This is a genomic window from Bacillus sp. GC_Bacil_1 (assembly GCF_026540675.1).
GTDB classification, from domain to species: domain Bacteria; phylum Bacillota; class Bacilli; order Bacillales; family Bacillaceae_G; genus Bacillus_A; species Bacillus_A cereus.
Genome location: NZ_JALNUG010000002.1, coordinates 15,754 through 38,266, shown reverse-complemented (window position 1 = coordinate 38,266; position 22,513 = coordinate 15,754). Strand labels below are relative to the sequence as shown.

The window sequence follows — 22,513 nt, the reverse complement described above, 5'->3', positions numbered from 1 at the left end:
CAAAATCATATTTTTTAATTCATTTGAAGTACAATATTTCCGAATTGTTCCCCATGTTCCATACGGCTTAGTGCTCGAATTGCTTCTTCTAACGAGTAAACCTTATCAATAATTGGTTTAATTTGATATTTTTCAATAAACTTTATCATCTCATTAAATTCCTCACGGCTACCCATGGATGTTCCCATAATATCAATTTGATTATAAAATAATGCGCGTAATGGTAATTCAATTTTATCTCCTGAGCTTGCACCAAAATTCACGATTCTTCCATTTGGCTTTAATACATCAAAATATTTCAAGAAAGTTGCCGGGCCTATACTATCTATTATTAAATCTACTTTTTCACCTTGTAAGCTCTCTTCCCAATTTCCGGTACTATTAAAAGAAATATCTGCACCATATTTTTCAGCAAGTTCCCTTTTATTCTCTACCCTTGAAGTAACACTCACTTTTGCGCCGATTGCTTTCACGAATAACATGGCAAATGTAGCTACACCACCGCCTATTCCCGGAATTAAAACATGTTCACCGCACTTCAATCTACCCTTTGTAAAAAGTGCTCTATATGCTGTTAATGCGGATAAAGATAAAACACCTGATTCTTCCCAAGTAAGATATGCCGGCTTTTCTACTACATTTTCAGCCGGTACAATTACATATTCAGCAAACGTTCCACCTTTCGGTCCACCTAGCACTTCCGGTAACTCTGGTACTTCAGTAGCATGTTCCCATCCAATACTAGGATTAATAATAACTTCTGTATGTAGTGTAATATTTGAAACTCCTTCTCCTATTTCTGTAACAATTCCTGAGCCATCTGACCCTATTACTAATGGTAGATTCATTTCTTTTCTATTGTTTATAATAAATAAATCCCTATGATTTAACCCTGCAGCTTTTAACTTTATTTTTACTTCACCTGCATTAGGACTTATCTCAGGTGAAAATTTATATTCTAACCCCTCTAATCCTTTTTCATATTGATGTACAATAGCTTTCATTGCTTAATTCCCCCTTAATATTTCCAATGTACTAGAAATATCAAAATAAATAAAATAGTTTGCCTCCAATAATTAGAAATTATATATTTTGTCATGAAAAAAACAAAAAATCCTCTCCCTATAAAAAGTATAGGAAGAGGTTTCAAAACTAGTTAGATAAGAATCTATAAATTTATTGAATTCTAGCCAATTCTAATATTTTTCGAATAAATGGCGCTTTTGCCTTTGTATATGAAACACGATCAAAAGCATATGTAATAGCAAGCCTCTCTTTTAATTCTCTATATTCTTTACGTGCCCATTCATGGCTTATTAGAAAGTCACGAAATAAAATATTGTTTCTCCACTCATCACTATTATAAATATAAATATGCAAATGATGAGTACCCGCTCTCCATTTTCCCTTTCTAAAAAAACGCCAATTGGTTGCATCTTTTGGAACATACTCATATCCAATTTCCGATAGAACTTCAATCCAGTTTTCAGTAATTTGTAAGTCTGTTACGCCAATCATCATATCAATAAGAGGTTTAGCTCCTAATCCTTCTACTGCTGTGCTTCCTATATGTTCAACAGCAATTATTTCTTGTCCTAACAAGGAACAGAATTTCTCTTTTTCTTTTATATACTCTTCAACCCAGTCTTTTTGATATGCTTTAATAACAATTTGTTGATCCATTGTATTCACCGCTTTATAAGTGTTTATCATTATATTTATAAAATTTTATATTATAAGTATAGGATTTCCATAAAATATGTCGAATAGTGGAATATACAACATAATTATATTAAATGTGAGGTAATCTATGAAAGATAATTCCGTGGAAATTCAGTTAAATAACGTAACATTCCAATTAAAAGAATATCATAATTTTGATTGGCTTATTAAATTAGGGACCGTATTTGCAGTTTTTGACCAGCAAGACTCAGGTAATATAAGTTTTGGTGTAGAAAAAGATGGGCATAAGAAATTTATCAAATACGCAGGAGCACAAACAATTGCATTTGAAGGAACAACGGGTCACGCTATTAAAAGGCTAAAAAATTCAGTTACTATCTATGAAGATTTAAAGCATGAATCGCTCATAAGACTAATTGATCATTTTCCAGTCCAATCTGGATATGTATTAATTTTCGATTGGTTTGATGGTGAATGTCTTCATTCGCATTGGAGTTTCCCACCTCCTGAAAAATATAAAAATCCAAACTCACCATTTTATAAATTTAGGCATTTATCTGCTATAGAACGAATTCATTCCTTATATTCCATTTTTTCTTTCCATACTTATGTAGAAAAGAAAAACTATGTAGCAATAGATTTTTATGACGGTAGTATTTTATATAATTTTAATACAAACGAAACAAAAATTTGTGATATAGATTTATACAGTAAGAAACCTTACATAAATAAAATGGGCCGGCTATGGGGTTCCTCCCGTTTTATGTCACCAGAGGAATTTGAACTAAACGCAACAATCGATGAAAAAACAAATGTATTTAATATGGGAGCAATGGCTTTCTCACTTTTAGGCGGTGAAAAAGATCGTTCTTTTATAAAATGGGAAGCAAGTAAGGAATTATATGAGGTAGCGTATCGTGCTGTAAATAAAGATCGCGCAGAACGGTATGCATCAGTTACAGAATTCTACGAAGCGTGGTTAAAAGCAGCTAACGCAGAAAAGATATAACCCTAAATTATTAAAAGAAATATAGAGTTTATACTATACTTGTTTTGTTTTCTTTGCTATTGCAAACTTCAAAAAAGCTGCAAGTAGGAGGAGGATCGGTATTCCCTGAATAAAGAGAAATCCTCCAAAAAAATCAAGCGTAGTGCTATATGGAGAGTCTGTTGCCATCACACCTATAAATAAAGCCATTGGACTTGTGAGTAGATTTATCCCTAAACAGATCATTATCAATGATAGATTTTTAGCCTAAATTTTTGATGAACCAGACAAGAAAAATAAAAATATCGCAGTACCAAATATAAGAAACAGTGTTACATAAAAACTTACCATAATATCCCTCCATGAATCTAATTGTACCATTAGCAAAGACAAATTTGAATAAATAGGATATTCATGTAAGTCAGATATAGTGTCTCTTTATCAGTGGTAAGAAAAGAGTGGATCCCTACTCTCTCACAAGGAATCCACTCTTTCTATTTCTACAACTCTATTTATATACGTTCCTCTTTTTGTCCTTACGAGAACTGCCATCACTAGATCATTAACATAATTATCTTTAGCGGAAGTTAAAGGTTTTTATTTTCTTGCTCAATTAAAGCACCTGTTAGTTAAAGATTATGGATAATTAATTTGAAAGTTTTTTATCTAAATACACCTTTTCTTTTGGAAAGCCAATCTTCTAAGGCATCTTCGTGTAGTTTTGTAAATAATTTTGGTATTTGGTCTATTGGGAAGTATTTTAAATCCAAAGTCTCAATACCATCTACAGTAAGTTCTCCACCAATTGGCTTACATTGAAAACAATGAGTGATAGTCTGAGCTTTATCTCCGTTCGGAAACTCACCAGAATATTTAGAGTAGACACCTATAAGATGTTCAACTTCAACATTTAATCCTGTCTCCTCAAATATTTCTCGTTTAGCGGTTTCTTCAAGAGATTCTCCAAGTTCCATAGTACCACCTGGAAGACCCCATTCATTTCTATCTCCCCGTTTTTGTAAAAGAATTTCATTTCGTTCGTTATAAACAATACCTCCAGCAAAATTAAGAAATATTAAATCATGTCCTACTTTTCCCCGGATATAACGAATGTAGTCCTTATTTGTAGTCATAAATTCCCTCCTAATTTATATATAAAATACAAATTAATTATATATAAAGATAGAAGAAAATAGTAACAAAAATGATAATATTCCTTATTCTCATAAGGGATTTGCCCTTTACTTTTTATCAATCTATGCGTTTATTAACCATTTCTATTCTAATACCTTCATTTCCTAAATCCCCTTTCAAAATAAAGAGAACACCATTTCTTAAAACAATTTTATCGCAGTTCTAAAAATTGGTGTCCTCTAGTTTTCTAGCCGGACTATATTCTATTTTCAAGCCCATTTCTATCTCCCCATGAATAAAACTCAACGTTCTGTTTATACTACAACTACATCTAGAGACACATCACTGTTTAGAGCGGCTAGGTTTTGTTAGCTGCTCTTTTGTGTTTTACACAAATAAAATCAATAACTCAGCATATAATATCTATGTAGCTAGACTATTACCTCTGTATCGAGCAGTTAGGCTGGGCTAAATGCTCTCTTATTTATGACAAAATAAAACTTTTAAACAGAATTACTTTCGTATAACATTTTCAATCTCGCTTACACTATAACTGTAAATTTAAGTTACACATCTATTACTTGTAGGGCCTAATTTTCTTTTGTGTAACAATTGGTTAGCTCATAAAGTTAACCAATTTGTTGCCTTAAATATTTTTTATTTCTCAATACTTAATACCTAGAATTAATTCTAATTTATTGGCATTAAACTATTGACATTGATTTTCCCCATATGCAATTTTTGAAAAGGCCTTTTCTCTCACATTAGGCTCTTTTATTTATTAAAAAAAGATTATTTTATATAGATTACTATAAGCATCCATAAAGCCAAAGCACCAATGATAGCGAGTACTATACGTGTAGATAGTATCCTTACTTCAAAGTCTGTTTTCTTGGAGGGTTCAGGATATGCAATTATGTAAATTCCCTTTAATAATGCAAGCCATGCAATAACCGTTAGGAATCCCTGCCAGTTGAATACCCATACATTATGTAGAATTACAGTACCTAATCCTAGGAAAATTGATAGAAAACCATACATAATACCAAACCCTCTGTCTTCAACCACTAATTTTTTTAAGTCACGTAGCACCGATGGACGGACGAAAAGTATTCCCGATACGATAACCGTCATCCATCCCCAGAACAGCCCTAAAAAAGTACTAGTTTCCATTATTATTTCACTCCCCTCAATTATATTTATATTTCAGATATTCCTTCCTTTAGAACAATTCCAGCACTTTTCACATTTACAATAACTAAATATTCCCATCTTACCAGTTTTAAAATCTTCATTGTCATGACTATTAATAAGTTTATATCTTTGTATACATTTAGGTTATTTTAATTTACCCAACCAATTTCCTAACATAAATTAATTCCTTTCCTCTAGAAGATACTCTTTCTATTCCCACCCTCTTAAGGATATATCGGAAAATATCTCCAATCATTGTAACGTGGTAGCTTGTTTTTCTTTAAACAAAAGGATTATTTTGTTTAAAAATTCATTCCAATTTATAACCACTATATTTTTCTTATATTTTCCATTAAAATTTAATAGCAATATTTTGATAACAAAGGAGCAACCTATGAAGCATAATATAAATCTATGGTCTTTTATTTTTTCATTCGTTTGCATTGCTTTTTTTCTTTTATATCTTGAAGTATGCACACCTGAAATGAATGCGTCGTTTATAAAAATCGTTTATTTTCACCCTTTATTTTTTGTACTCATTTTTTCAATAGGAACTTTTTTTGCTGGTATTAAAGGATTCTCTAAAGCAGGTAATTGGATAACAATGCTTAGAAGCATAGTAACAGTTCTGCTAACATTGTTATTATCAGTGTTTTTAACACTAACTTTAATCATTGCTTATGCATTAAGTTAAATGTAATTCTTCACGAATAAAACTAAATATTACGTCAATACTATATATGACATTAGATTTTCTCCTTGTTCCCCCTTGGAGATGAGCAGTTAGTTTTTGTTAACTACTCTTATTTTCTACAATTGGTTTCATTTACCTGATGTATTTAACGTAATATTAAGTTACGATATAAACGAATAAAATATATTTGGCTGTTATACCATTACCCTAGGAAACTAGGGTTTTTATTTTTATAAAATGAAATTTTTATTGTAATTACTCACCTATAGTTTTATATTTTTCAAACATCCCTTCCGGAGAGTATTTACTAGCTGCCTTATCATTAATTCCGTTCTTCCTAATGCTAAAGCAATTTCCTTCACCTTTCCGAATCCATAATACTTATATATGTAGGCTAATCCTTTCGTTGTATACGGCTTCTTATGATTCGGATGGTAATCGGGATGATACTTCATTCGGCCCTGCGCATCATATTGAACTTCCACCTTGATCACTTTCCTTTCAAATGAAGTTTTTATTAAGCTACTTGATAAGCTTTACAAACTCATGATTCATCTTCGTCTGCATCAATCCGCAAAGAATATTTCTACCTTCAATTTCAAACCATTCTTCATTACGGCCGTCGCCTCAAATACTCCGCTTATATGATCAAATTTCTTGATATCCTCGTCCTCTAACATTCCGAATTCTTCTGGGAGACTATCGTAGAATTTTTCTACTGCATTTTCTAAATCATACTGACTTTTATATGTTTGTTCGTGAATTAACTGGACCTCCATTTTCATCCTCCTTTTCTAATAAAATAGCGTTTTTGTTTAGTTTCACTCTAAAAGTAAAATTTTCATTTTTTCATTCAACCAAGTTCATAACATATTCTTTTCCCCCGATAAAATAATGATTAGGTGTCCCATGCGCATTTTATTCATTGGAAATAATACCTTTCACGTACTTACGTATTAGAAACTTCATTTCTGCTTCTTCTCCACTAGCAATTTTGTTCACTTTTTTGATACATTTATGAAACATTCACATGTTATCTTCAATATGTTCTATTCTTTTTGAAAAACCATGTGAGAATACCAAAATAAGAAGCCCTAGAGCCCTAACTCTAGGGCTTCTTGTTTTCAAATAAGGATTTTGCTAAAAAACTACACATTTATTAAGAACATGCATAAAATATAATGCGGTATTCTTTTTCAATATTAATGATTATCCGAGAGCGCCTTGAATGGCGCTCTTTAATTTCCAAATAACATTTTTAGATAATTACGAGAGCGGATTTTATTATGTTGTACAAGCACTACTTCACTTTATTAAATAGACTATATAGATATTTAAAAGAAGGGAGCTTTAAATTCATATGGCTGATTACTTTTATAAAGATGGTAAAAAATATTATAAAAACCAATCACATTCCAACAATCAAAAAAATAACTGTTTTATTGAAACTCATACGATAGCTGGTTCTGAAGAAAATGAAAATGGAAATATACCTGTGTCAGTTTTCCTTGAAACCACCGCTCCACAAACTGTATTTGAGGATTTTACAAACAATCATAACAAAACATTAATTCAGTTATTCGTTGTCGGTATGAGTGCACCCGTTCAAGTAACTATTCTAACAAGAAGATCTAGCGTACCAATTACTACTACATTACAACCTGTTCAAACAAAAATATTTCAAGTTGAAGATTTTCAAAGTCTTACTCTTACAAAGCAGGAAGGTTCTACTAGTGTAGTTAGTTTATTTGTTCAAAAAACATTTTGTATATGCTGTAACGATAATAACGATTCATGTGATGAATATTACCAAGAATGTAATTGATAGATTAAATCACCAGAAAAACCCTTTATATAAAGGGTTCTTTTCCTTTTACTCCCCTCATTTTCCCGTTTTTTATTAAAATAACGATTTTATTATGTTTCCTAACTTACAGTAATGTCCTTAAAAAACATTCATATATATTTATCAGATGCACTTTTAAATCCCAGAGTATCAAATACTTTTAAGAGTTGACTGACCAATAATATTCGAATTATCTTTAAAAACTTATTAAAAATAACTTAGATACAAAAAAGCTACGTTTTATATAGGATAAAAAATTATCTTAAGTAAAGGAGCTTGATTATTTGTGAATTATCAAAATGATAACAACTCTAACATTCACAAACCTTGTTCTTGTCCATCTCCCACGGCTAACAGTTTAAATGTTGTTCAAACTACCCCATCAATAGTTTCTGTAAACTCTGCGATTCCACTAGATACTGTGGTAAATTCTAATGGCACGGCAATCTCATTCACACCACCAACAACTGTTTTACTTGAAGGTGGAAGAACCTATTTGGCAATCTATGAAGTGCAAGTTATCATTCAACCAGGAGGTAATTCGGCAGGTATCACTATGTATCTGAATAATAATCCAATCATTGGATCAGGTACTTCTCTAGGATATACAGCCGGATTCACTTCTGTATCAGCCCCCGCAATTTTCACTACACCTCCAGGTATAACAAGTACTCTTACTGTTAATGTAGGACCATATTCTAATACATTAAATACGTTGGGCTTAACTCTTGCTGTTGTAGCATTGACATAATGAAATGTAAAACTCTCTACTATGATTTTCTTTGTCCTTTAACTGTTTTTTGGGCTAGCCTCTAGGAACTCAACATAACTACATATAGAAAAAGAACATTATTTGGTTCGATAGTACTAGGTGACTCGGCTAGCACAATTGCTGAGTCACCTATTTATCTATAACAAAATAAAGCATTTGTTTAATTTATTACTTGTTCTTTTTAATGCATTATTCTATTACAATTCATTTTCATGTTATAATTACCAACAGTACATATTTTAATAGGCACAACAAATCTCATAAATATAGGAGGACCTTAATGATCCTAACTCAAGAAAAGAACATAAAATTAATTATGCATTTTCTTACATTATTATCTTTTTTTATTCTTATTTTCTTTAGTGTCACAATTTTTTATATACCTTTGGTTTTCTATTTTGTATGTAAATCACAAAACATTCGGAAAAATATTCTTGAAGCTGTTTTTTTTCAACTATTCATTTGGATAATTACAGTGATTTGGAATCTTTTCATAATAAGAATCTTAATGCTATTTTGGTCTAATTTAGACTTGGCTTCAAATAACGCTTTGATTATTTTCGGGGTAGCTTCTTTATATCTAATACTGTTTCTCTTGTTAATTTTTGGACCTATAAAAGGAATTTTATATGTGCTACAAGAAAAAGACTTTCATTATCCTATTATTTCTAAATGGATTAACAAATAAAAATACGTGTAGAAGAATTCAGAGTTTCACTGAATTCTTTTTTTATGGATCTTTTAAAATCTTTTACATCTTCCTTCATTCCTTCTTTTTAATAAACTTCAACTTTTATTACAATAACGCTTTTTTAAAATACAATCGTTTTTCTATAAACTTTGTAACCTTCATTTCCTTTCCTATGATTACAATTTCCTACTAGCAACCAAGTATTGGCTATCCCCCCCATATGAACACCTCAATTTTATTGGCATATACTTTGAAGGAAAAAACATTTCAATTAAACATATACCTACAAATTCAGTTGCTAATAATTTACCAAAAATTACTTAACATTTAATTTTTTAAAGGAGGTATTTATGAGATATAATCGAAAATCAAATTCGTGTGATAAATTTCAGCAACCCTGCTTTGTTTCTATATCCCCTTGTGATCAAAGTAATTGCTGTACACCTGTTTTTTTCTCGAATGCTCAACAACAAGAATTATTGCAAATAATAAATCAATTAAATCAAGCCATCCTTTCTTTTTTCACAACACCAAATCCAACAACTATACAAATACTCCAATCAGCATTACAGGCATTAAATGATTTATTAATAGCAGTACAACCAAATACACCAAATAGAAATTTAGTTATAAGAACTATAAATCAATTAATTAATTCTTTACCTACCGCATCTCTCACTCAAATCTCAGCATTATTCCAATTTCTATTCCAAAGCTTGTCTTCACTTATAAGTTGTTCAAATATATCGGACCCCTTATTACAGCAAACATTCAACTTAATTTTACAAGGAATCTTAAATAGTTCGCTATTAAGTAACATCGGAACACCGGGGCCGACTGGAGCCACTGGACCTAGAGGATTTCCTGGACCTAGAGGCGCTCAGGGTTCTCAAGGTGTGCAAGGAATTCAGGGGCCTGAAGGACCAGAAGGACCGGAAGGACCTCAAGGTGTGCAAGGGATTCAGGGACCGGAAGGGCCTGAAGGGCCTCAAGGACCTCAAGGTGTAGAAGGAATTCAGGGGCCTGAAGGACCAGAAGGACCTGAAGGACCTCAAGGTGTACAAGGGATTCAAGGACCACCAGGACCACCTGGGCCTACTGGTTCAGGGACCGGAATGGGAATTCCTGGACCACCGGGACCTACTGGGCCTCAGGGTATCCAAGGGATTCAAGGACCGGAAGGACCGGAAGGGCCCACTGGACCTCAGGGTGTACAAGGAATTCAAGGGCCGGAAGGACCGGAAGGAGCCACTGGACTTCAGGGTGTGCCAGGAATTCAAGGGCCGGAAGGACCACCAGGAGCCACTGGACCTCAAGGTGTGCAAGGAATCCAAGGGCCGGAAGGACCACCGGGACCTACCGGAGATTGTGATTGTCCACCGGGACCTACTGGACCGACCGGACCTACTGGGCCAACCGGACCTGCATGTAATTTCCTAGTATATGCTACAAATGCAGGACTCATAGATGACCCTACAAATGATACAGTATCTGTAATTAACACCGGAACAAATATAGTAGTTGATACAATTACTGTAGGTAATGCACCACTTGAAGTAACGGTTTCACCAAATGGAGCTCGTGCCTATGTTACTAATATTTTTTCTGATACCGTTTCCGTTATTGATACTGCTACGAATACTGTTATCGCTACCATTCCCGTTGGAACTGATCCAATCGGTGTAGCTGTTTCTCCAGATAACACAACTGTTTATGTTGGAAATCATGGTAATAATACTGTTTCTGTTATTAATGCAGCTACCAATGCAGTTATCACTACCATTCCTGTTGGCCTCGCTCCACAAGGAATCACTGTTTCACCAAATGGGACCTTTGCATATGTTGCAAACGAATTAAGCAACACAATTTCTGTTATTAATACTGCTACCAATGCAGTTATCGCTACCATTCCTGTCGGTATTCGTCCTAGAATAATCGTCTTCACACTAGATGGTACTCGTGCTTATGTCACAAATCAAAACAGCAATACTGTTTCTGTTATTAACACCGCTACCAATGCAGTTATTAATACAATTAACGTAAGTACCGAACCTGTTGGTATAGATATTACACCGGGTGGAAATCTTATTTACGTTGTAAATAAAGTTAGCAATAATGTATCTGTAATAAATGTGGCGACAAATACTGTGATTGATACAATTTCTGTTGGTTTATCCCCTGATCAAGTAACTATCATACCTGATGGCACTCGAGCATATGTTACAAATCAAGCTAGTAATACTGTTTCCGTTATTGATATTGCTACGAATACTGTTATCACTAATATCCCAGTAGGTGTCGCTCCAACCGGAATAGCTACTGGAACTATTTGTGAATAAAATAAAGAAATGAAAGCCACAGATAGTTTTTATTAACATTGATAGTATGTGATATTCTTTCTTTAACTACGTTCAAACAACCAGGATAAACCTCTATATTCTGTTAATATTCTTTTCTGTTTTGTCTTACAGAACCTGCCGAGCCGCTAGCTGTTGTTAGCTGCTCTCTTTCTATAAAATCCAAATCAAATACCAATCAATTTACTGAAATTGATTTTTTTGGAATTACATGATAATATTTACCTATAAAATCATTACCCTTATACAAAGAGCTATGAGCCTTTCCACTCATGGCTCTTTTTTATTACGATTTTCACTTCACATCTACACGATCAACTTTACCGTTTATCCAAACCGCGACTTGCTCACCAAATCCACTCATTGGTGGATTGACTACTGTTACATTTCCGCCCTTCACTATTAAAAGTTTGTTGCTACCAACATCAATTTCTACTTTTTTCAAATATCCATCTCCCTTTTACTACCGCATGTACTCAACAACATCAGTTTTAAAGCCACTTCCCAAATAAACCCTTACTGGAATTACTACACGACCTAGCTCGTCCACTTTTCTTGCAACACCTGTTTTTTCATAGCTTACTCTCCTTTAGTATTTTTATATTTATTTAGAATCTCATCCAAACGTTTCTAATTACGAATGGTTTCTGCTTATCAAGATTTAGATTTAATTAATTGTAATAAATCGGTTGGGGGTTTATACAGAAATGCTTTCAGGGAAATTTTTATAAAGAAATAAAAAATGCAGCAGTGAAAAAAATTAAAACTCATAATTTAAGACATACACACGCAACTATACTATTGAAACAAGGAGTTAACCCTAAAATTATCAGTGAGAGATTAGGTCATACTGACATTTCATTAACTCTTAGTATTTATTCTCATGTTTTATCGAACATACAGGAAGAAGGAGTAAAAAATTTTGGTAAAAGTATCATTGGATAGTTAACGTTTGCAAACTGTTTGTATTTTATAACAAAAAGCCAAACAAATCTTGTATTAACAAGGTTTATTCACTTTAACATATGTTATCATGTATAATACATATGTTAAGTAAATTCAGAATAACGAGGCAAATATTATGGACTTTGTTTATATTAATCAAAACGTATTAAATAATCTTCTATACATTTTATGTAGTATATTTGTTTTTTATTTCATATATGATAGCAGGCATTATTTGAAAAAATACAAAATATTACTGATTACCCTTTGTTCTAGTATCCCGCTTATTTTATGTATGCGATACCCTATCTATATGGATGAAAGTTGTATTCATGATTTAAGACAAATTCCGGTCATAATAGGTACGCTTTATGGTGGATTCCCTGTCGGTATCATATTGTTTACAATTTTATTAATTACAAGATTTATATTTTATGGCTTTAATATGCTGACAGTCGTTGTTTACGGAATAATGTTCATCGTTACAGCACTCGCATCTTCAAAATTTAATACATATAATAGAAAACTTAAAGTAGCTTTTTCCATGTTTTTAACCTTTTTCCTAGCAATATTTACAACTGTAATTGTATTAACTTTATCAGATTTTGAAGTGAATAATTTGTATATTATTTATTTCATGATATTACCGACTACTTTAATGTTATTTATTGTTTATATAAATGAAGTTATAAAAGATGCTGTATTAATGCGCTCAAAATTAATTAAAATGGAAAAAATGGAGATTGTTAGCCAACTCGCTGCAAGTATATCGCACGAAGTAAGGAATCCTTTAACGGTTGTAAAAGGATTTACACAGCTTTTAAAAACACCAAATTTAACTCCTGAATCAAGAGACGAATATATTAAACATATACTTGAAGAGTTAAATCGTGCCCAAGAAATTATCGATGATTACTTAACGTTTGCCAAACCTGCTCCAGAAAAATTAGATCAAATTTCAGTAAAGCAAGAGTTAAATCGAGTTATTAATATGATATTGCCATTATGTAATATGAATACGATACATATTACACAGGATTTTTCTGAGGCAACCATTGTTGGTAATAAACAGCACTTTCAACAATGTTTTTTAAACTTAATAAAAAACAGTATTGAAGCAATGCCTAATGGTGGTACCTTAAATATTTCCTCATCTATCAATAATAGTAAAGTTGAAATACGAATTGAAGATAGCGGAGTTGGAATGTCACAGGAGCAAATACATCGATTCGGTGAACCGTATTTTAGTACAAAAACAAAAGGAACTGGTTTAGGTACGATGGTTGCTGTTAAGATTATTGAGACGATGCATGGAAGTTTAAAAATCCGAAGTATCATTAGTAAAGGAACGACTTTAACGATTACGTTCCCGAAATATAGTAAGAATACGCATTTAAACAAATAAAAAAGGAGCATAGTTGCTCCTTTTTTATTTGTTTCGATACATAAGTATCTTCAATGTTTTTTTAGTTTACATTTGTGAAGACTAATTAAAAATTAGTATCCTCCGCCCCAGCAGCTGCATCCTACAATTATTAATAGAATGAATAACACAACTAATAAAGCGAAACCTCCACCAAAACCACAAGAACCACCGTAACTCATATTTTCTCCTCCTTTTGGTTTGAAAACTAATAGGTAGTTGATCATTTTAACTGGTTCGTATTATACATTATGTGTATATCCCTTTTTTGAGCATGTCTACATAAAAATAAGTAAAAGCACTCGTTTAAAGAGTGCTTTAAAATGGATACCAAAAGTTTTGAAATACGTTTAATTTTAAATATACCGCAACAATAAATATGAAAATACCGGCAAATAAAGCGATGAAATCTTCACGTTTCGCCTTACTTGTATAAAACCATGTACGTTTATCCTTCTTTCCAAATCCTCTTAAATCCATTGCATTTGAAACCGTATCTATTCTTTCTAGAGAATGAATGATTAGTGGCCAGAAAATTAAAACACGGTTCTTCATACGAACCCATAAACTTGCTTCTCCTTTTTCAAAAGCCACTCCTCTCGCTTCTTGCGCGTGTTTAATAATTTTATACTCAGACTGGATGTCAGGAATATAACGTAGTGCAATATTTATTGCATAAGTAATCTTATAATGAATACCAAGTTTACTTAAGTTACTTACAAATTCACTTGGATCTGTCGTGTAAATAAAAAGAAGTGTAAATGGTAACAACGTAAAATACTTTAATGAAAGTGTAGCTGCATAAAATAATGTTTCATATGTAATCGTTACATATCCAACATGTAAAAACGCGGTATATGATTCAGTTAATTCAGATCCATGAGTTGGTGTAATCAATAAAATCATGACAGAGTTTAATAAACTAAATGTAAATATGACACTAAAAACAATTAAAATTTTACGAAATGGAATTTTAGCAATGCTGAGCCCGATACACCCAATAATAAATAATATTAGCAACACCCGAAAATCAAAAAACAAAAAAGTAAGCGTCATACAAAAAATAAATAAAAACAATTTCACTACCCCATCCATACGATGAAAATATGTACTATGCACCTTCCTCCCTCCTATTACTATCTAAATAAAGTTCCATAAATTTTTCCGGACATGCAATCCCACTAAATTTAACAAGCTTGGTTAAAGAACTCTCTCTTAAGTTAGCTATTTGTAACGTTTCTTGATCACCAAATACATTAGACACTGTATTATCCGCAATAATTTTCCCTTCATGTAGAACTACTGCACGGTCTGTATATTCTAGCGCGAGATTCATATCGTGAGTGATAAAAACAAATGAAATTCCCTTTTTAGCTAGGTTTTTAATAAAAGACATAAATTGTTTATAGTGATAATAATCTTGTCCCGCTGTTGGTTCATCTAATATGATAAGTTTAGGATTTGTTGTTAATACAGATGCGATTGTTAATCTCTTTTTTTGCCCATAGCTTAGTGCTTGAATTGGCCAATTACGAAATGGATATAAACCACAAATTTTTAAAGTTCCTTCTACTCTATTCTTAATTTCTTCCTTAGAAAAATTATGTAATGTTAATGTAAATGAAACTTCTTCAAAAACAGTAGGCTGTGTAATCATATGATTTGGATTTTGCATCACGTAAGATATGATTTCCCCACGTTTACGAATAGACCAAGAACTAATATCTTCACCTTTTAACAAGATTTTCCCATTTTTCATTTTATTTATGCCTATAAGACTATGAGCTAATGTTGATTTCCCTGCTCCATTATGCCCTAACAGTGCCACAATTTCTCCTTCATATATTGAAAGGTTTACATTTTCTAATACTTTTTGTTTATTAGAGTATGAAAATGATAAATTCTCCACTTTAAGTAATTCCTTGTTTTTAGTATTCCCTTTTAATATGACTTGTTTCTCCATCCACTCTTTTATAACGTTGCTTACCTTTTCTTTTTGAAGGTTTTCCATTGGATATATTACGTCATTATTACTATCAAAATGTAATCTCTTTAATGCTTCGATGTAAATAGGCTCTCTTAAGCCGATACGTGGTAATATATTTGACGCTAAGATTTCTTTTGGTGTTCCTATCGCAATGACTTTACCTTCATCAATTAATATAACTTTGTCTAAATCCAGGTTTAAAATTTCTTCTATTCTATGTTCAATAATAACAATCGTTTTATTATATTGTTCATGTATATCTTTCATAAGTTTTATCGTATGTAAGGCACTTAGTGGATCTAAATTAGCTAACGGTTCATCGAACAATAATATATCCGCATTTGTTGTTAATAAACCCGCTAGAGAAACTGTTTGCTTTTGACCTCCTGATAATTCATGTGGACTTTGTTTATGAAACGTATGCATCTTCACCTTTCTTAATGAGTCCGAAACAATCTTTTTCATGTCATCTTGCTTTACACATTCATTTTCTAAATAAAAAGCTACATCTTCTTCTACTGTCAGACCAATAAATTGAGCATCTTGATCTTGCAAAATTGTTCCTACCTGCTTACTTTGTTCAAAAATACTTCCTTCCCTCGGGTCTTTACCGGCAATTAAAACGTTACCTGTACTAGTCCCTTCGTAAGAAAATGGGATTAGCCCATTTATACAATGAGCTAATGTCGACTTTCCTGAACCACTTCGTCCAGCAATTAGTACTTTTTCCCCAGGGTATATATGAAAGGTAATATCACTTAAAGTAGGCTGCGCAGCATGCCCATATTGAAAGGTGAATTGTTCAAACGAAATAATTGGTTTCATGTTAACATCCCTACTTTTCAATTTTTAAATGTGTATGTTTCATATTAGATTTTGCCAAGCCAATTGTAAGTGGCAATCCAACTACTAAGAAAACGATAACATCGGAAATTGTTGCTCCTAATACTTGGATAACAATTTTGTCAAATGGTTCTCCCATCACAATAATATCGAATGCCCCAGCAAATATAATAGCAATGACAATACCAACTAGCCCAGTAATTGCTAAATAAGAAATATGCCCCTTGTTAAACGACCCGTTTTTCACACTAAAACCAACTCTTTTTTGAATAAGACCCATCGAAAAACCAATAATCCCTGAACTAGTAACCCAGCCCCACCAAATCCCCCATCCAGCAATCGTATCTGTTACGGTATGACCGATAAGTCCGATTAACAGTCCTGCCACTGGACCAAATAATGCTCCAAAAACAGTTAATATAGCTAATGCTGGTTTAATAAATGTATTCGGTGCAATAGAAAATCCCCAAAGTCCTAATATCCCGTATAATGCTGCTCCAATACCGATTGCTACTACTAACTTTGTTGATAATTTGTTCATGACAATTCCCCTCTCATATTAGTCAACTTTTATTACTCTATATTTAATTTAAAAATGAATTATGCATCGACACTCCCTTTCTATACAACAAAAAAATGACCTCTTACATAAGAGGTCATTTTCTTTCACGTTCAAGAATCCTCTTATCTTTCAAAAAACACATCGTGTCCTCTGCGGAATTAGCACCTTCCTATAAAATTACATAGGGGTTGCTGAGGTTTCTTAGGGCCGTTCCCTCCACCTCTCTGGATAAGTATTAATTTGTAATTCGTATTATGGCACTAAAGAATGTAAATTTCAACACTTTTCTTACTATTTTTATTTTTTGTTAAATAGATCATTTAAATCATTGTATTCTTATCGGAATTATGAAATAATAAATTCAAAATCGTTTCGGGAGGAATGCATTATGAAAGTTATTGGTTTGATTGGAGGATTAAGTTGGGAATCTACATCCTTATACTATAAACATATTAATACACTTACACTCTCTCAATACGATCAAAATGCAAAGTTAGTTTTATATAGTATGGATTTTGGTGAAGTAACTACTTTATTACAAAACCATCAATATGAAGAAGTGAAAAATGAACTAGTTACAGTTGCAAAGAAAGTTGAAAAATCTGGGGCTGAATGTTTATTAATGTGTTCAAATACCGTACATCTATTTGCCGAGGAAGTAGAACAAGCAATATCTATCCCGCTTCTTCACATTGGTGATGTAAGTGCTAAAGAAATGGTAGAACAGAATATAAAACGTATCGGACTATTAGGAACAAAACAAACGATGGAGCAAGATTTCTATAAATCACGATTAGCGAAATATAACATTAAGACAATTATCCCAAATGAAGAGGAAAGAACCTTTATCCACCATGTCATATTAGATGAATTAAGTAGAGGGATCATTTCAGAAACATCTAAAGAAAAGTTATTACAAATTACAAAATCATTAATTCAAAACGGCGCTGAAGGTATATTATTAGGCTGTACTGAAATACCTTTACTCATCTCCCAAAATGATCTTACTGTTCCCGTTTTTGATACTGCTTTTTTACATGCAAATACTGCTGTGCAATTTGCTGGATAAGAATATACAAGCATAAAGGTGAGAACCTCTATGCTTGTATACAGTTACGACTATTTATCCCGCTATTTATGGGTAGTAAAATCCCTACCGATTAAAGTTTTACTTTATTTAAAAGAGATTCAATAACTGCAATTGCTTCTTTTGAACCACCACATTCTAAAAAGCTATCATTAAGTTTTCTTATACCATGTTTATACTTTTCATTTGAAAGAACATCTGTTACGGCCTCTTTTAAAGTGTGCACATTAACATGTTCCTTCAATAGTCTATGTGCCGCTTCAAGCTCAGTTAGTCTTTGCGCTATCATAGGCTGGTCTTTATCATGCGGTATTATTACAAATGGGACATTATAATGAATGGCATCGTGTACGCTATTCATACCGCCATGTGTAATAAAAACATCTGCTTCATTTAATATTTCTGATTGAGGTACGTATGGAGCAATTATAAAATTATCTGGTGCTTTCTTAATTTTAGAAATATCATTTCTATCACCAATTGCCATTACAACTATCCCATCAAAATCTGAAAAAGTATCAATACAAGTATTAAAGAATGGTTCGAGTCCTTCAAGCAGTGTTCCCATTGAAATATAAATAACTTTCTTTTCTTTAAGTGATTCCAGTGGAAACTTTATATTTGTTTTACGCTTTGAAATACTCGGTCCAATAAAAATGTTATTTTCTCCGAACGATTCGTTATTAGGTTGGAAATAACGACTTGTGTATACGAGACAAACATCACCCTTATTATTCATAAATTGAAGATTATTCTTTGGTTTTACTCCAAATTTATGTTCCATCTGATTTAGTAATTTTTCAGAGATTTCCTCTGGTTGGAATGGCATATCTGCATTTGGATGAAAAGGTAATGTCTTCAAAAATTCTGGCGGAATTAAAAATATAGGTGAGGACACTACACCTGGAACTTGTAAATACTCCTTTACTAACTCTCCTGCGCCAAATATATCATAAATTACGAAATCAAAATTTATACTTTCACATAATTGTTTCGTAATTTCTAATATATATAAAGAAGTTTGAACATGCACATGAAAGAAAGCATTTAACCCAGATGAGGTTTCAGCATCAATAGAAATCTCTTTTAATAGATCCGGATGAATATGTACAGTAGCTCCTAAATCTTCAATTCTATCCTTAAAGTTTGCCGTTGTAATATAATGTACGTTATCCCCTCGTTTAGTAAAAGCTTTTACTAAATTTAATGTAGGGTTTACATGTCCCTCTGCTGTAAAATTAACCACTAAAATATTTAGCACTTATTCCTCACTCCTTACATTTCATTGTTTTAATTAAGCATACTGTTATTTGTACAAGTAATCTTCCCCTAATAGTCCTAATATGCTTGCTACATTATATTGATAAATAATTTTCAGTCATCACCATAAAAAAAGCATCTACCTATGTAGATGCCTAACCGTGATAAGGAGTGTTCTGTGAGGTTAGAACAAGCTTTTCTGCTTGTCCTATGCTATTAATATATGATTGATTTTATAAAACGTGAATAGTTAATAGAATTATTTTATCCATTTTATATGATCAAATGGATAAAATACCATTTCTACTTTACCTATTATATTTGACTCATCAATAAGTCCAAGTGTATTCCTACTATCTTTACTATGATTACGATTATCACCTAACACAAATAATTTATGCGTAGGAACTTTTATTTCTCTAAAATTTGAAAAACGATTGGATACTTGTGACATATCTAAATTTATATACGACTCATCACGCTTTTTACCGTTAATAAATACCTCATCCTTTTTTAGTTGTATATTATCCCCCGATAATCCAATAATTCGTTTCACATAGTAAGTAGGCTCGTCTTATTTTTTTATAATGACAACATCTCCATGATGAAAAGACGATAAACAGACGTTTACCTTATTAACAAGTATATAATCTTTTTCATTCAAAGTAGGTTGCATCGAAATTCCTTCTACCATACAAAATAAAAAGGACTTATTAATAAAAATAACCCCTATTATAATTAAGATGTAGCTACATATGTTCCTCCAATATTTTAGAATAAACAGCTTCATATATACCTCATTTCTAATCTATTCCCAGATAAAAACGCCTCTAGTTCACATGAATGCTAGAGACGTTTCTTCCATTTTAATTCTCTTTAGAGGCATCTGTTTTTGGCGCTTCACCAGTTAATCGCTTATTTTTCAAATCAAAATAAGCATCTAAAACTTCTTTTCCAATATCGGAGTTAATGCCCGATTTATCATTTTCAACCCACGGTACTACAACAGAAAATGCTACTTCTGGATCATCATATGGCGCATATCCAGCTAATGTTAAGTTATAACATTCTCTACGATCGCCTTTCGCATTTCGCCCAATTTCATTTTCTCCACCATATACAGTTTGTGCAGTCCCTGTTTTACCAGCTGGTTTATATGGTGCTTTTTGGAACGCTCTTACTCCCGTTCCATCTCCTTCTTGAAATACTTTTCTAAATCCTTCTTTTACTTGATTAATATATTCTTGTTTCATATCGATTCTATTTAAAACAACGGGTTCTATTGATTGTACTACTTTACCAACCTCATCTTTTTGAACGGTTTGTTCTCTAATCTCTTGAACAATTTGTGGTTTCATTCGATACCCTCCATTTGCGATAGTCGAAATATATTGTGCAAGCTGAAGTGGTGTATATGTATCATATTGTCCAATAGAATAATCTAATAAGAAACCAGGCTGATTATCTTTTCTTCCAATTTGTCCTGCAGTTTCATTCGGTAAATCAATACCAGTTTGTACACCTAGTCCAAATTGCCTGAAATAATATCTCATTTTATCAAAATATTCTTGTTTAATATCTAGTGAACTATTTTTCACATAATCCACACCAGCAATTTTTAATGCTATATTAAACATATAAACGTTTGAAGAAACTTGTAACGCTCTTAGATCGTCTATATCACCAAAATTTTTCCAAGACTTCTTTTCCTTAGTTCCTTTAAACTTCATAGGTGCATCATAAAAATGTGTCCCAGGAGTTATTGCATTTGTTTCAAACCCTGTTAACACTGTCGCACCTTTAACCGTTGATCCAAGCTCATATGAACTTGTCAGCGTGCCTAAAGCATAATCTTCTACTTCCATTTTCCCATCTTTTTCTACAAGCCTTTTCCCAGCCATTGATAATACTTGGCCATTTTTAGGATTCATCATCACTACGAAAGCACGGTCTAACATTGATTCTGATCCTTTATATTGTTTTAATATTTTTTCTATGCTCTCCTCTACTTTTTTTTGCAATTCCATATCTATTGTTAAAGTTAAATTTTTACCGCTTTTTCCTTCCGAAACCGTTTCCGTTCTAATAGTATTTCCTTGTTTATCAGCAATGCTTCTTACTTCTTTTTTTGTACCATGAAGTACATCTTCGTATTGCTGTTCGATATAACTTTTGCCGACCCTATCATTTCGGCTATAATCACGCACTAAATAATAATCTAATCGTTCACGTGGCAATCCTTCATCAGCATTTGAAACGTTACCAAGGACAGAACGGAATAATCCATCATTTACATAGATTCTCTCCCAATCAACTGATGCGTCTACTCCTGGAAGGTTCGCTAAATTTTCACTAATCACCGCATATTCCTGTTCACTAACGTCCTTTTTAATAATTTGAGGTGCCATTTGAAAACCTGAGGTCATTTTACTTTTAATAGCTAACACTTCTATATCTTTAGCCGTTAGTTCTTGAAGATTTTTATCTGTAACGCGTTTCCTTTTTAAATCTTCTATTTTTTTGTCTAGCTCTTTTCCGGTAATATCCTTATCTCGGAACTTATCTATTTCTTTTTTTGATACTAAGTCTTGAGCAAGTTCTGGATTTAATTGCATCCAAAAGTCTTTCTTATCAGTCTCAGTTAACTTATCTATATCTTCTTGTGGCATTTCAATAATATCTGCAAGTTGTCTTGCTGATTTTAATATTTCTTCTTGTTTTACACCTTTCACCTTTGTATATGTAATCGTACGTAAAGACTTATTATCAACTACTGGATTTCCTTCACGATCAAATATTTTTCCACGTGGTACAGAAAGGCCCACGGTTGCATTTTCTCTCTTCTCTACTTCATTTTTATATGTTTCTCCATCAAAAATTTGCACTTTCCCTAACTGAATAATAATGCCAGAAAATAATAAAAATACACAAAGGAATAAAATATTTAACCGGAGAGGTACTACTCTACCACTTTTCTTCTCTTGCTTTTTCACTTTGTCATAATCTCCTCCTTACAATATTTCAAATAATAATCACATTTCTATATT

General features: G+C 32.4%; 19 protein-coding genes, 5 pseudogenes and 1 riboswitch. Of the genes and pseudogenes, 9 read left to right on the top strand and 15 right to left on the bottom strand.

What is annotated here, in order from left to right:
• Positions 1 to 14: 14 nt before the first annotated feature.
• Together OXT04_RS03215 and OXT04_RS03210 are read right to left on the bottom strand one after the other, a co-directional pair.
• Positions 15 to 1,004, bottom strand: coding sequence for a zinc-binding dehydrogenase (locus OXT04_RS03215; protein WP_098250676.1), 990 nt, complete (start codon positions 1,002 to 1,004; stop codon positions 15 to 17).
• 172 nt (positions 1,005 to 1,176) lie between these two features.
• On the bottom strand, positions 1,177 to 1,683 hold the full coding sequence (locus tag OXT04_RS03210; protein WP_000372679.1) for a GrpB family protein: 507 nt from the start codon (positions 1,681 to 1,683) through the stop codon (positions 1,177 to 1,179).
• A gap of 127 nt (positions 1,684 to 1,810) precedes the next feature.
• On the opposite strand from OXT04_RS03210, the gene OXT04_RS03205 reads away from it, so the two are divergent.
• Positions 1,811 to 2,692: a protein kinase domain-containing protein gene (locus tag OXT04_RS03205; protein WP_098250677.1), complete on the top strand. Its 882-nt coding sequence runs from the start codon at positions 1,811 to 1,813 to the stop codon at positions 2,690 to 2,692.
• 33 nt (positions 2,693 to 2,725) lie between these two features.
• Here OXT04_RS03205 and OXT04_RS29755 read toward each other — a convergent pair.
• From OXT04_RS29755 to OXT04_RS03195, 3 genes and pseudogenes are all read right to left on the bottom strand, one after another.
• A pseudogene (locus OXT04_RS29755) lies at positions 2,726 to 3,022 on the bottom strand (hypothetical protein).
• A 311-nt stretch (positions 3,023 to 3,333) separates the two neighbouring features.
• Complete coding sequence (locus tag OXT04_RS03200) at positions 3,334 to 3,804, bottom strand: NUDIX hydrolase (protein WP_267412932.1); 471 nt, start codon at positions 3,802 to 3,804, stop codon at positions 3,334 to 3,336.
• Positions 3,805 to 4,597: 793 nt separating this feature from the next.
• The gene (locus OXT04_RS03195) at positions 4,598 to 4,978 is read right to left on the bottom strand and encodes a hypothetical protein (protein WP_000450247.1); all 381 of its coding nucleotides are present in this window, start codon (positions 4,976 to 4,978) and stop codon (positions 4,598 to 4,600) included.
• Positions 4,979 to 5,393: 415 nt separating this feature from the next.
• Between OXT04_RS03195 and OXT04_RS03190 the strand changes: the two genes are divergently transcribed.
• Complete coding sequence (locus OXT04_RS03190; RefSeq protein WP_267412927.1) at positions 5,394 to 5,693, top strand: hypothetical protein; 300 nt, start codon at positions 5,394 to 5,396, stop codon at positions 5,691 to 5,693.
• Positions 5,694 to 5,948: 255 nt separating this feature from the next.
• Here OXT04_RS03190 and OXT04_RS03185 read toward each other — a convergent pair.
• Together OXT04_RS03185 and OXT04_RS03180 are read right to left on the bottom strand one after the other, a co-directional pair.
• A pseudogene (locus tag OXT04_RS03185) lies at positions 5,949 to 6,178 on the bottom strand (DNA-entry nuclease).
• A gap of 59 nt (positions 6,179 to 6,237) precedes the next feature.
• Positions 6,238 to 6,472: pseudogene (locus OXT04_RS03180) on the bottom strand (hypothetical protein).
• Between the two features lie 581 nt (positions 6,473 to 7,053).
• On the opposite strand from OXT04_RS03180, the gene OXT04_RS03175 reads away from it, so the two are divergent.
• The 4 genes from OXT04_RS03175 (at position 7,054) to OXT04_RS03160 (ending at position 11,341) form a co-directional block, all read left to right on the top strand.
• Positions 7,054 to 7,518 (top strand): exosporium protein D, encoded by a 465-nt coding sequence (locus OXT04_RS03175; RefSeq protein ID WP_097822178.1) that lies wholly within the window; start codon positions 7,054 to 7,056, stop codon positions 7,516 to 7,518.
• A 307-nt stretch (positions 7,519 to 7,825) separates the two neighbouring features.
• Positions 7,826 to 8,290, top strand: coding sequence for a hypothetical protein (locus OXT04_RS03170; RefSeq protein WP_001109242.1), 465 nt, complete (start codon positions 7,826 to 7,828; stop codon positions 8,288 to 8,290).
• 301 nt (positions 8,291 to 8,591) lie between these two features.
• Complete coding sequence (locus OXT04_RS03165) at positions 8,592 to 8,999, top strand: magnetosome magnetite crystal formation protein family (protein WP_065228914.1); 408 nt, start codon at positions 8,592 to 8,594, stop codon at positions 8,997 to 8,999.
• Between the two features lie 353 nt (positions 9,000 to 9,352).
• Positions 9,353 to 11,341 carry a YVTN family beta-propeller repeat protein gene (locus OXT04_RS03160; protein WP_098250678.1) on the top strand — a complete coding sequence of 663 codons (1,989 nt, stop codon included), beginning with the start codon at positions 9,353 to 9,355 and terminating at the stop codon, positions 11,339 to 11,341.
• A 313-nt stretch (positions 11,342 to 11,654) separates the two neighbouring features.
• Here OXT04_RS03160 and OXT04_RS03155 read toward each other — a convergent pair whose 3' ends face one another.
• Positions 11,655 to 11,804, bottom strand: coding sequence for a DUF3954 domain-containing protein (locus OXT04_RS03155; RefSeq protein ID WP_000754941.1), 150 nt, complete (start codon positions 11,802 to 11,804; stop codon positions 11,655 to 11,657).
• Positions 11,805 to 11,993: 189 nt separating this feature from the next.
• Here OXT04_RS03155 and OXT04_RS29750 point away from each other — a divergent pair.
• Together OXT04_RS29750 and OXT04_RS03145 are read left to right on the top strand one after the other, a co-directional pair.
• Positions 11,994 to 12,304, top strand: a pseudogene (locus OXT04_RS29750) (tyrosine-type recombinase/integrase); the annotation flags it as partial.
• Between the two features lie 136 nt (positions 12,305 to 12,440).
• Positions 12,441 to 13,709: a sensor histidine kinase gene (locus tag OXT04_RS03145; RefSeq protein ID WP_098251511.1), complete on the top strand. Its 1,269-nt coding sequence runs from the start codon at positions 12,441 to 12,443 to the stop codon at positions 13,707 to 13,709.
• 92 nt (positions 13,710 to 13,801) lie between these two features.
• Here the strand turns inward: OXT04_RS03145 and OXT04_RS03140 are convergent, their stop codons facing one another.
• The 4 genes from OXT04_RS03140 to OXT04_RS03125 all read right to left on the bottom strand — a co-directional run bounded on the left by OXT04_RS03140 (position 13,802) and on the right by OXT04_RS03125 (position 17,098).
• Positions 13,802 to 13,909 carry a YjcZ family sporulation protein gene (locus OXT04_RS03140; RefSeq protein WP_000120182.1) on the bottom strand — a complete coding sequence of 36 codons (108 nt, stop codon included), beginning with the start codon at positions 13,907 to 13,909 and terminating at the stop codon, positions 13,802 to 13,804.
• 136 nt (positions 13,910 to 14,045) lie between these two features.
• Positions 14,046 to 14,846 carry an energy-coupling factor transporter transmembrane component T family protein gene (locus tag OXT04_RS03135; protein ID WP_097996896.1) on the bottom strand — a complete coding sequence of 267 codons (801 nt, stop codon included), beginning with the start codon at positions 14,844 to 14,846 and terminating at the stop codon, positions 14,046 to 14,048.
• Positions 14,839 to 16,539 carry an ABC transporter ATP-binding protein gene (locus OXT04_RS03130; RefSeq protein WP_098251512.1) on the bottom strand — a complete coding sequence of 567 codons (1,701 nt, stop codon included), beginning with the start codon at positions 16,537 to 16,539 and terminating at the stop codon, positions 14,839 to 14,841. The genes OXT04_RS03135 and OXT04_RS03130 overlap by 8 nt, the downstream gene beginning before the upstream one ends.
• Positions 16,540 to 16,549: 10 nt before the next feature.
• The gene (locus tag OXT04_RS03125) at positions 16,550 to 17,098 is read right to left on the bottom strand and encodes an ECF-type riboflavin transporter substrate-binding protein (RefSeq protein ID WP_267412896.1); all 549 of its coding nucleotides are present in this window, start codon (positions 17,096 to 17,098) and stop codon (positions 16,550 to 16,552) included.
• A gap of 140 nt (positions 17,099 to 17,238) precedes the next feature.
• Positions 17,239 to 17,354, bottom strand: a riboswitch (SAM riboswitch).
• A gap of 153 nt (positions 17,355 to 17,507) precedes the next feature.
• On the opposite strand from OXT04_RS03125, the gene OXT04_RS03120 reads away from it, so the two are divergent.
• Complete coding sequence (locus tag OXT04_RS03120; protein ID WP_000864396.1) at positions 17,508 to 18,188, top strand: aspartate/glutamate racemase family protein; 681 nt, start codon at positions 17,508 to 17,510, stop codon at positions 18,186 to 18,188.
• 91 nt (positions 18,189 to 18,279) lie between these two features.
• On the opposite strand, the gene OXT04_RS03115 is transcribed toward OXT04_RS03120, so the two are convergent.
• The 3 genes and pseudogenes from OXT04_RS03115 to OXT04_RS03105 all read right to left on the bottom strand — a co-directional run bounded on the left by OXT04_RS03115 (position 18,280) and on the right by OXT04_RS03105 (position 22,459).
• Positions 18,280 to 19,467: a macrolide family glycosyltransferase gene (locus OXT04_RS03115; RefSeq protein WP_267412894.1), complete on the bottom strand. Its 1,188-nt coding sequence runs from the start codon at positions 19,465 to 19,467 to the stop codon at positions 18,280 to 18,282.
• Positions 19,468 to 19,725: 258 nt separating this feature from the next.
• Positions 19,726 to 20,256 (bottom strand): annotated as a pseudogene (lepB, locus tag OXT04_RS03110) (signal peptidase I).
• A 76-nt stretch (positions 20,257 to 20,332) separates the two neighbouring features.
• Positions 20,333 to 22,459 (bottom strand): peptidoglycan D,D-transpeptidase FtsI family protein, encoded by a 2,127-nt coding sequence (locus tag OXT04_RS03105; protein ID WP_098251513.1) that lies wholly within the window; start codon positions 22,457 to 22,459, stop codon positions 20,333 to 20,335.
• Between the last annotated feature and the right edge of the window lie 54 nt (positions 22,460 to 22,513).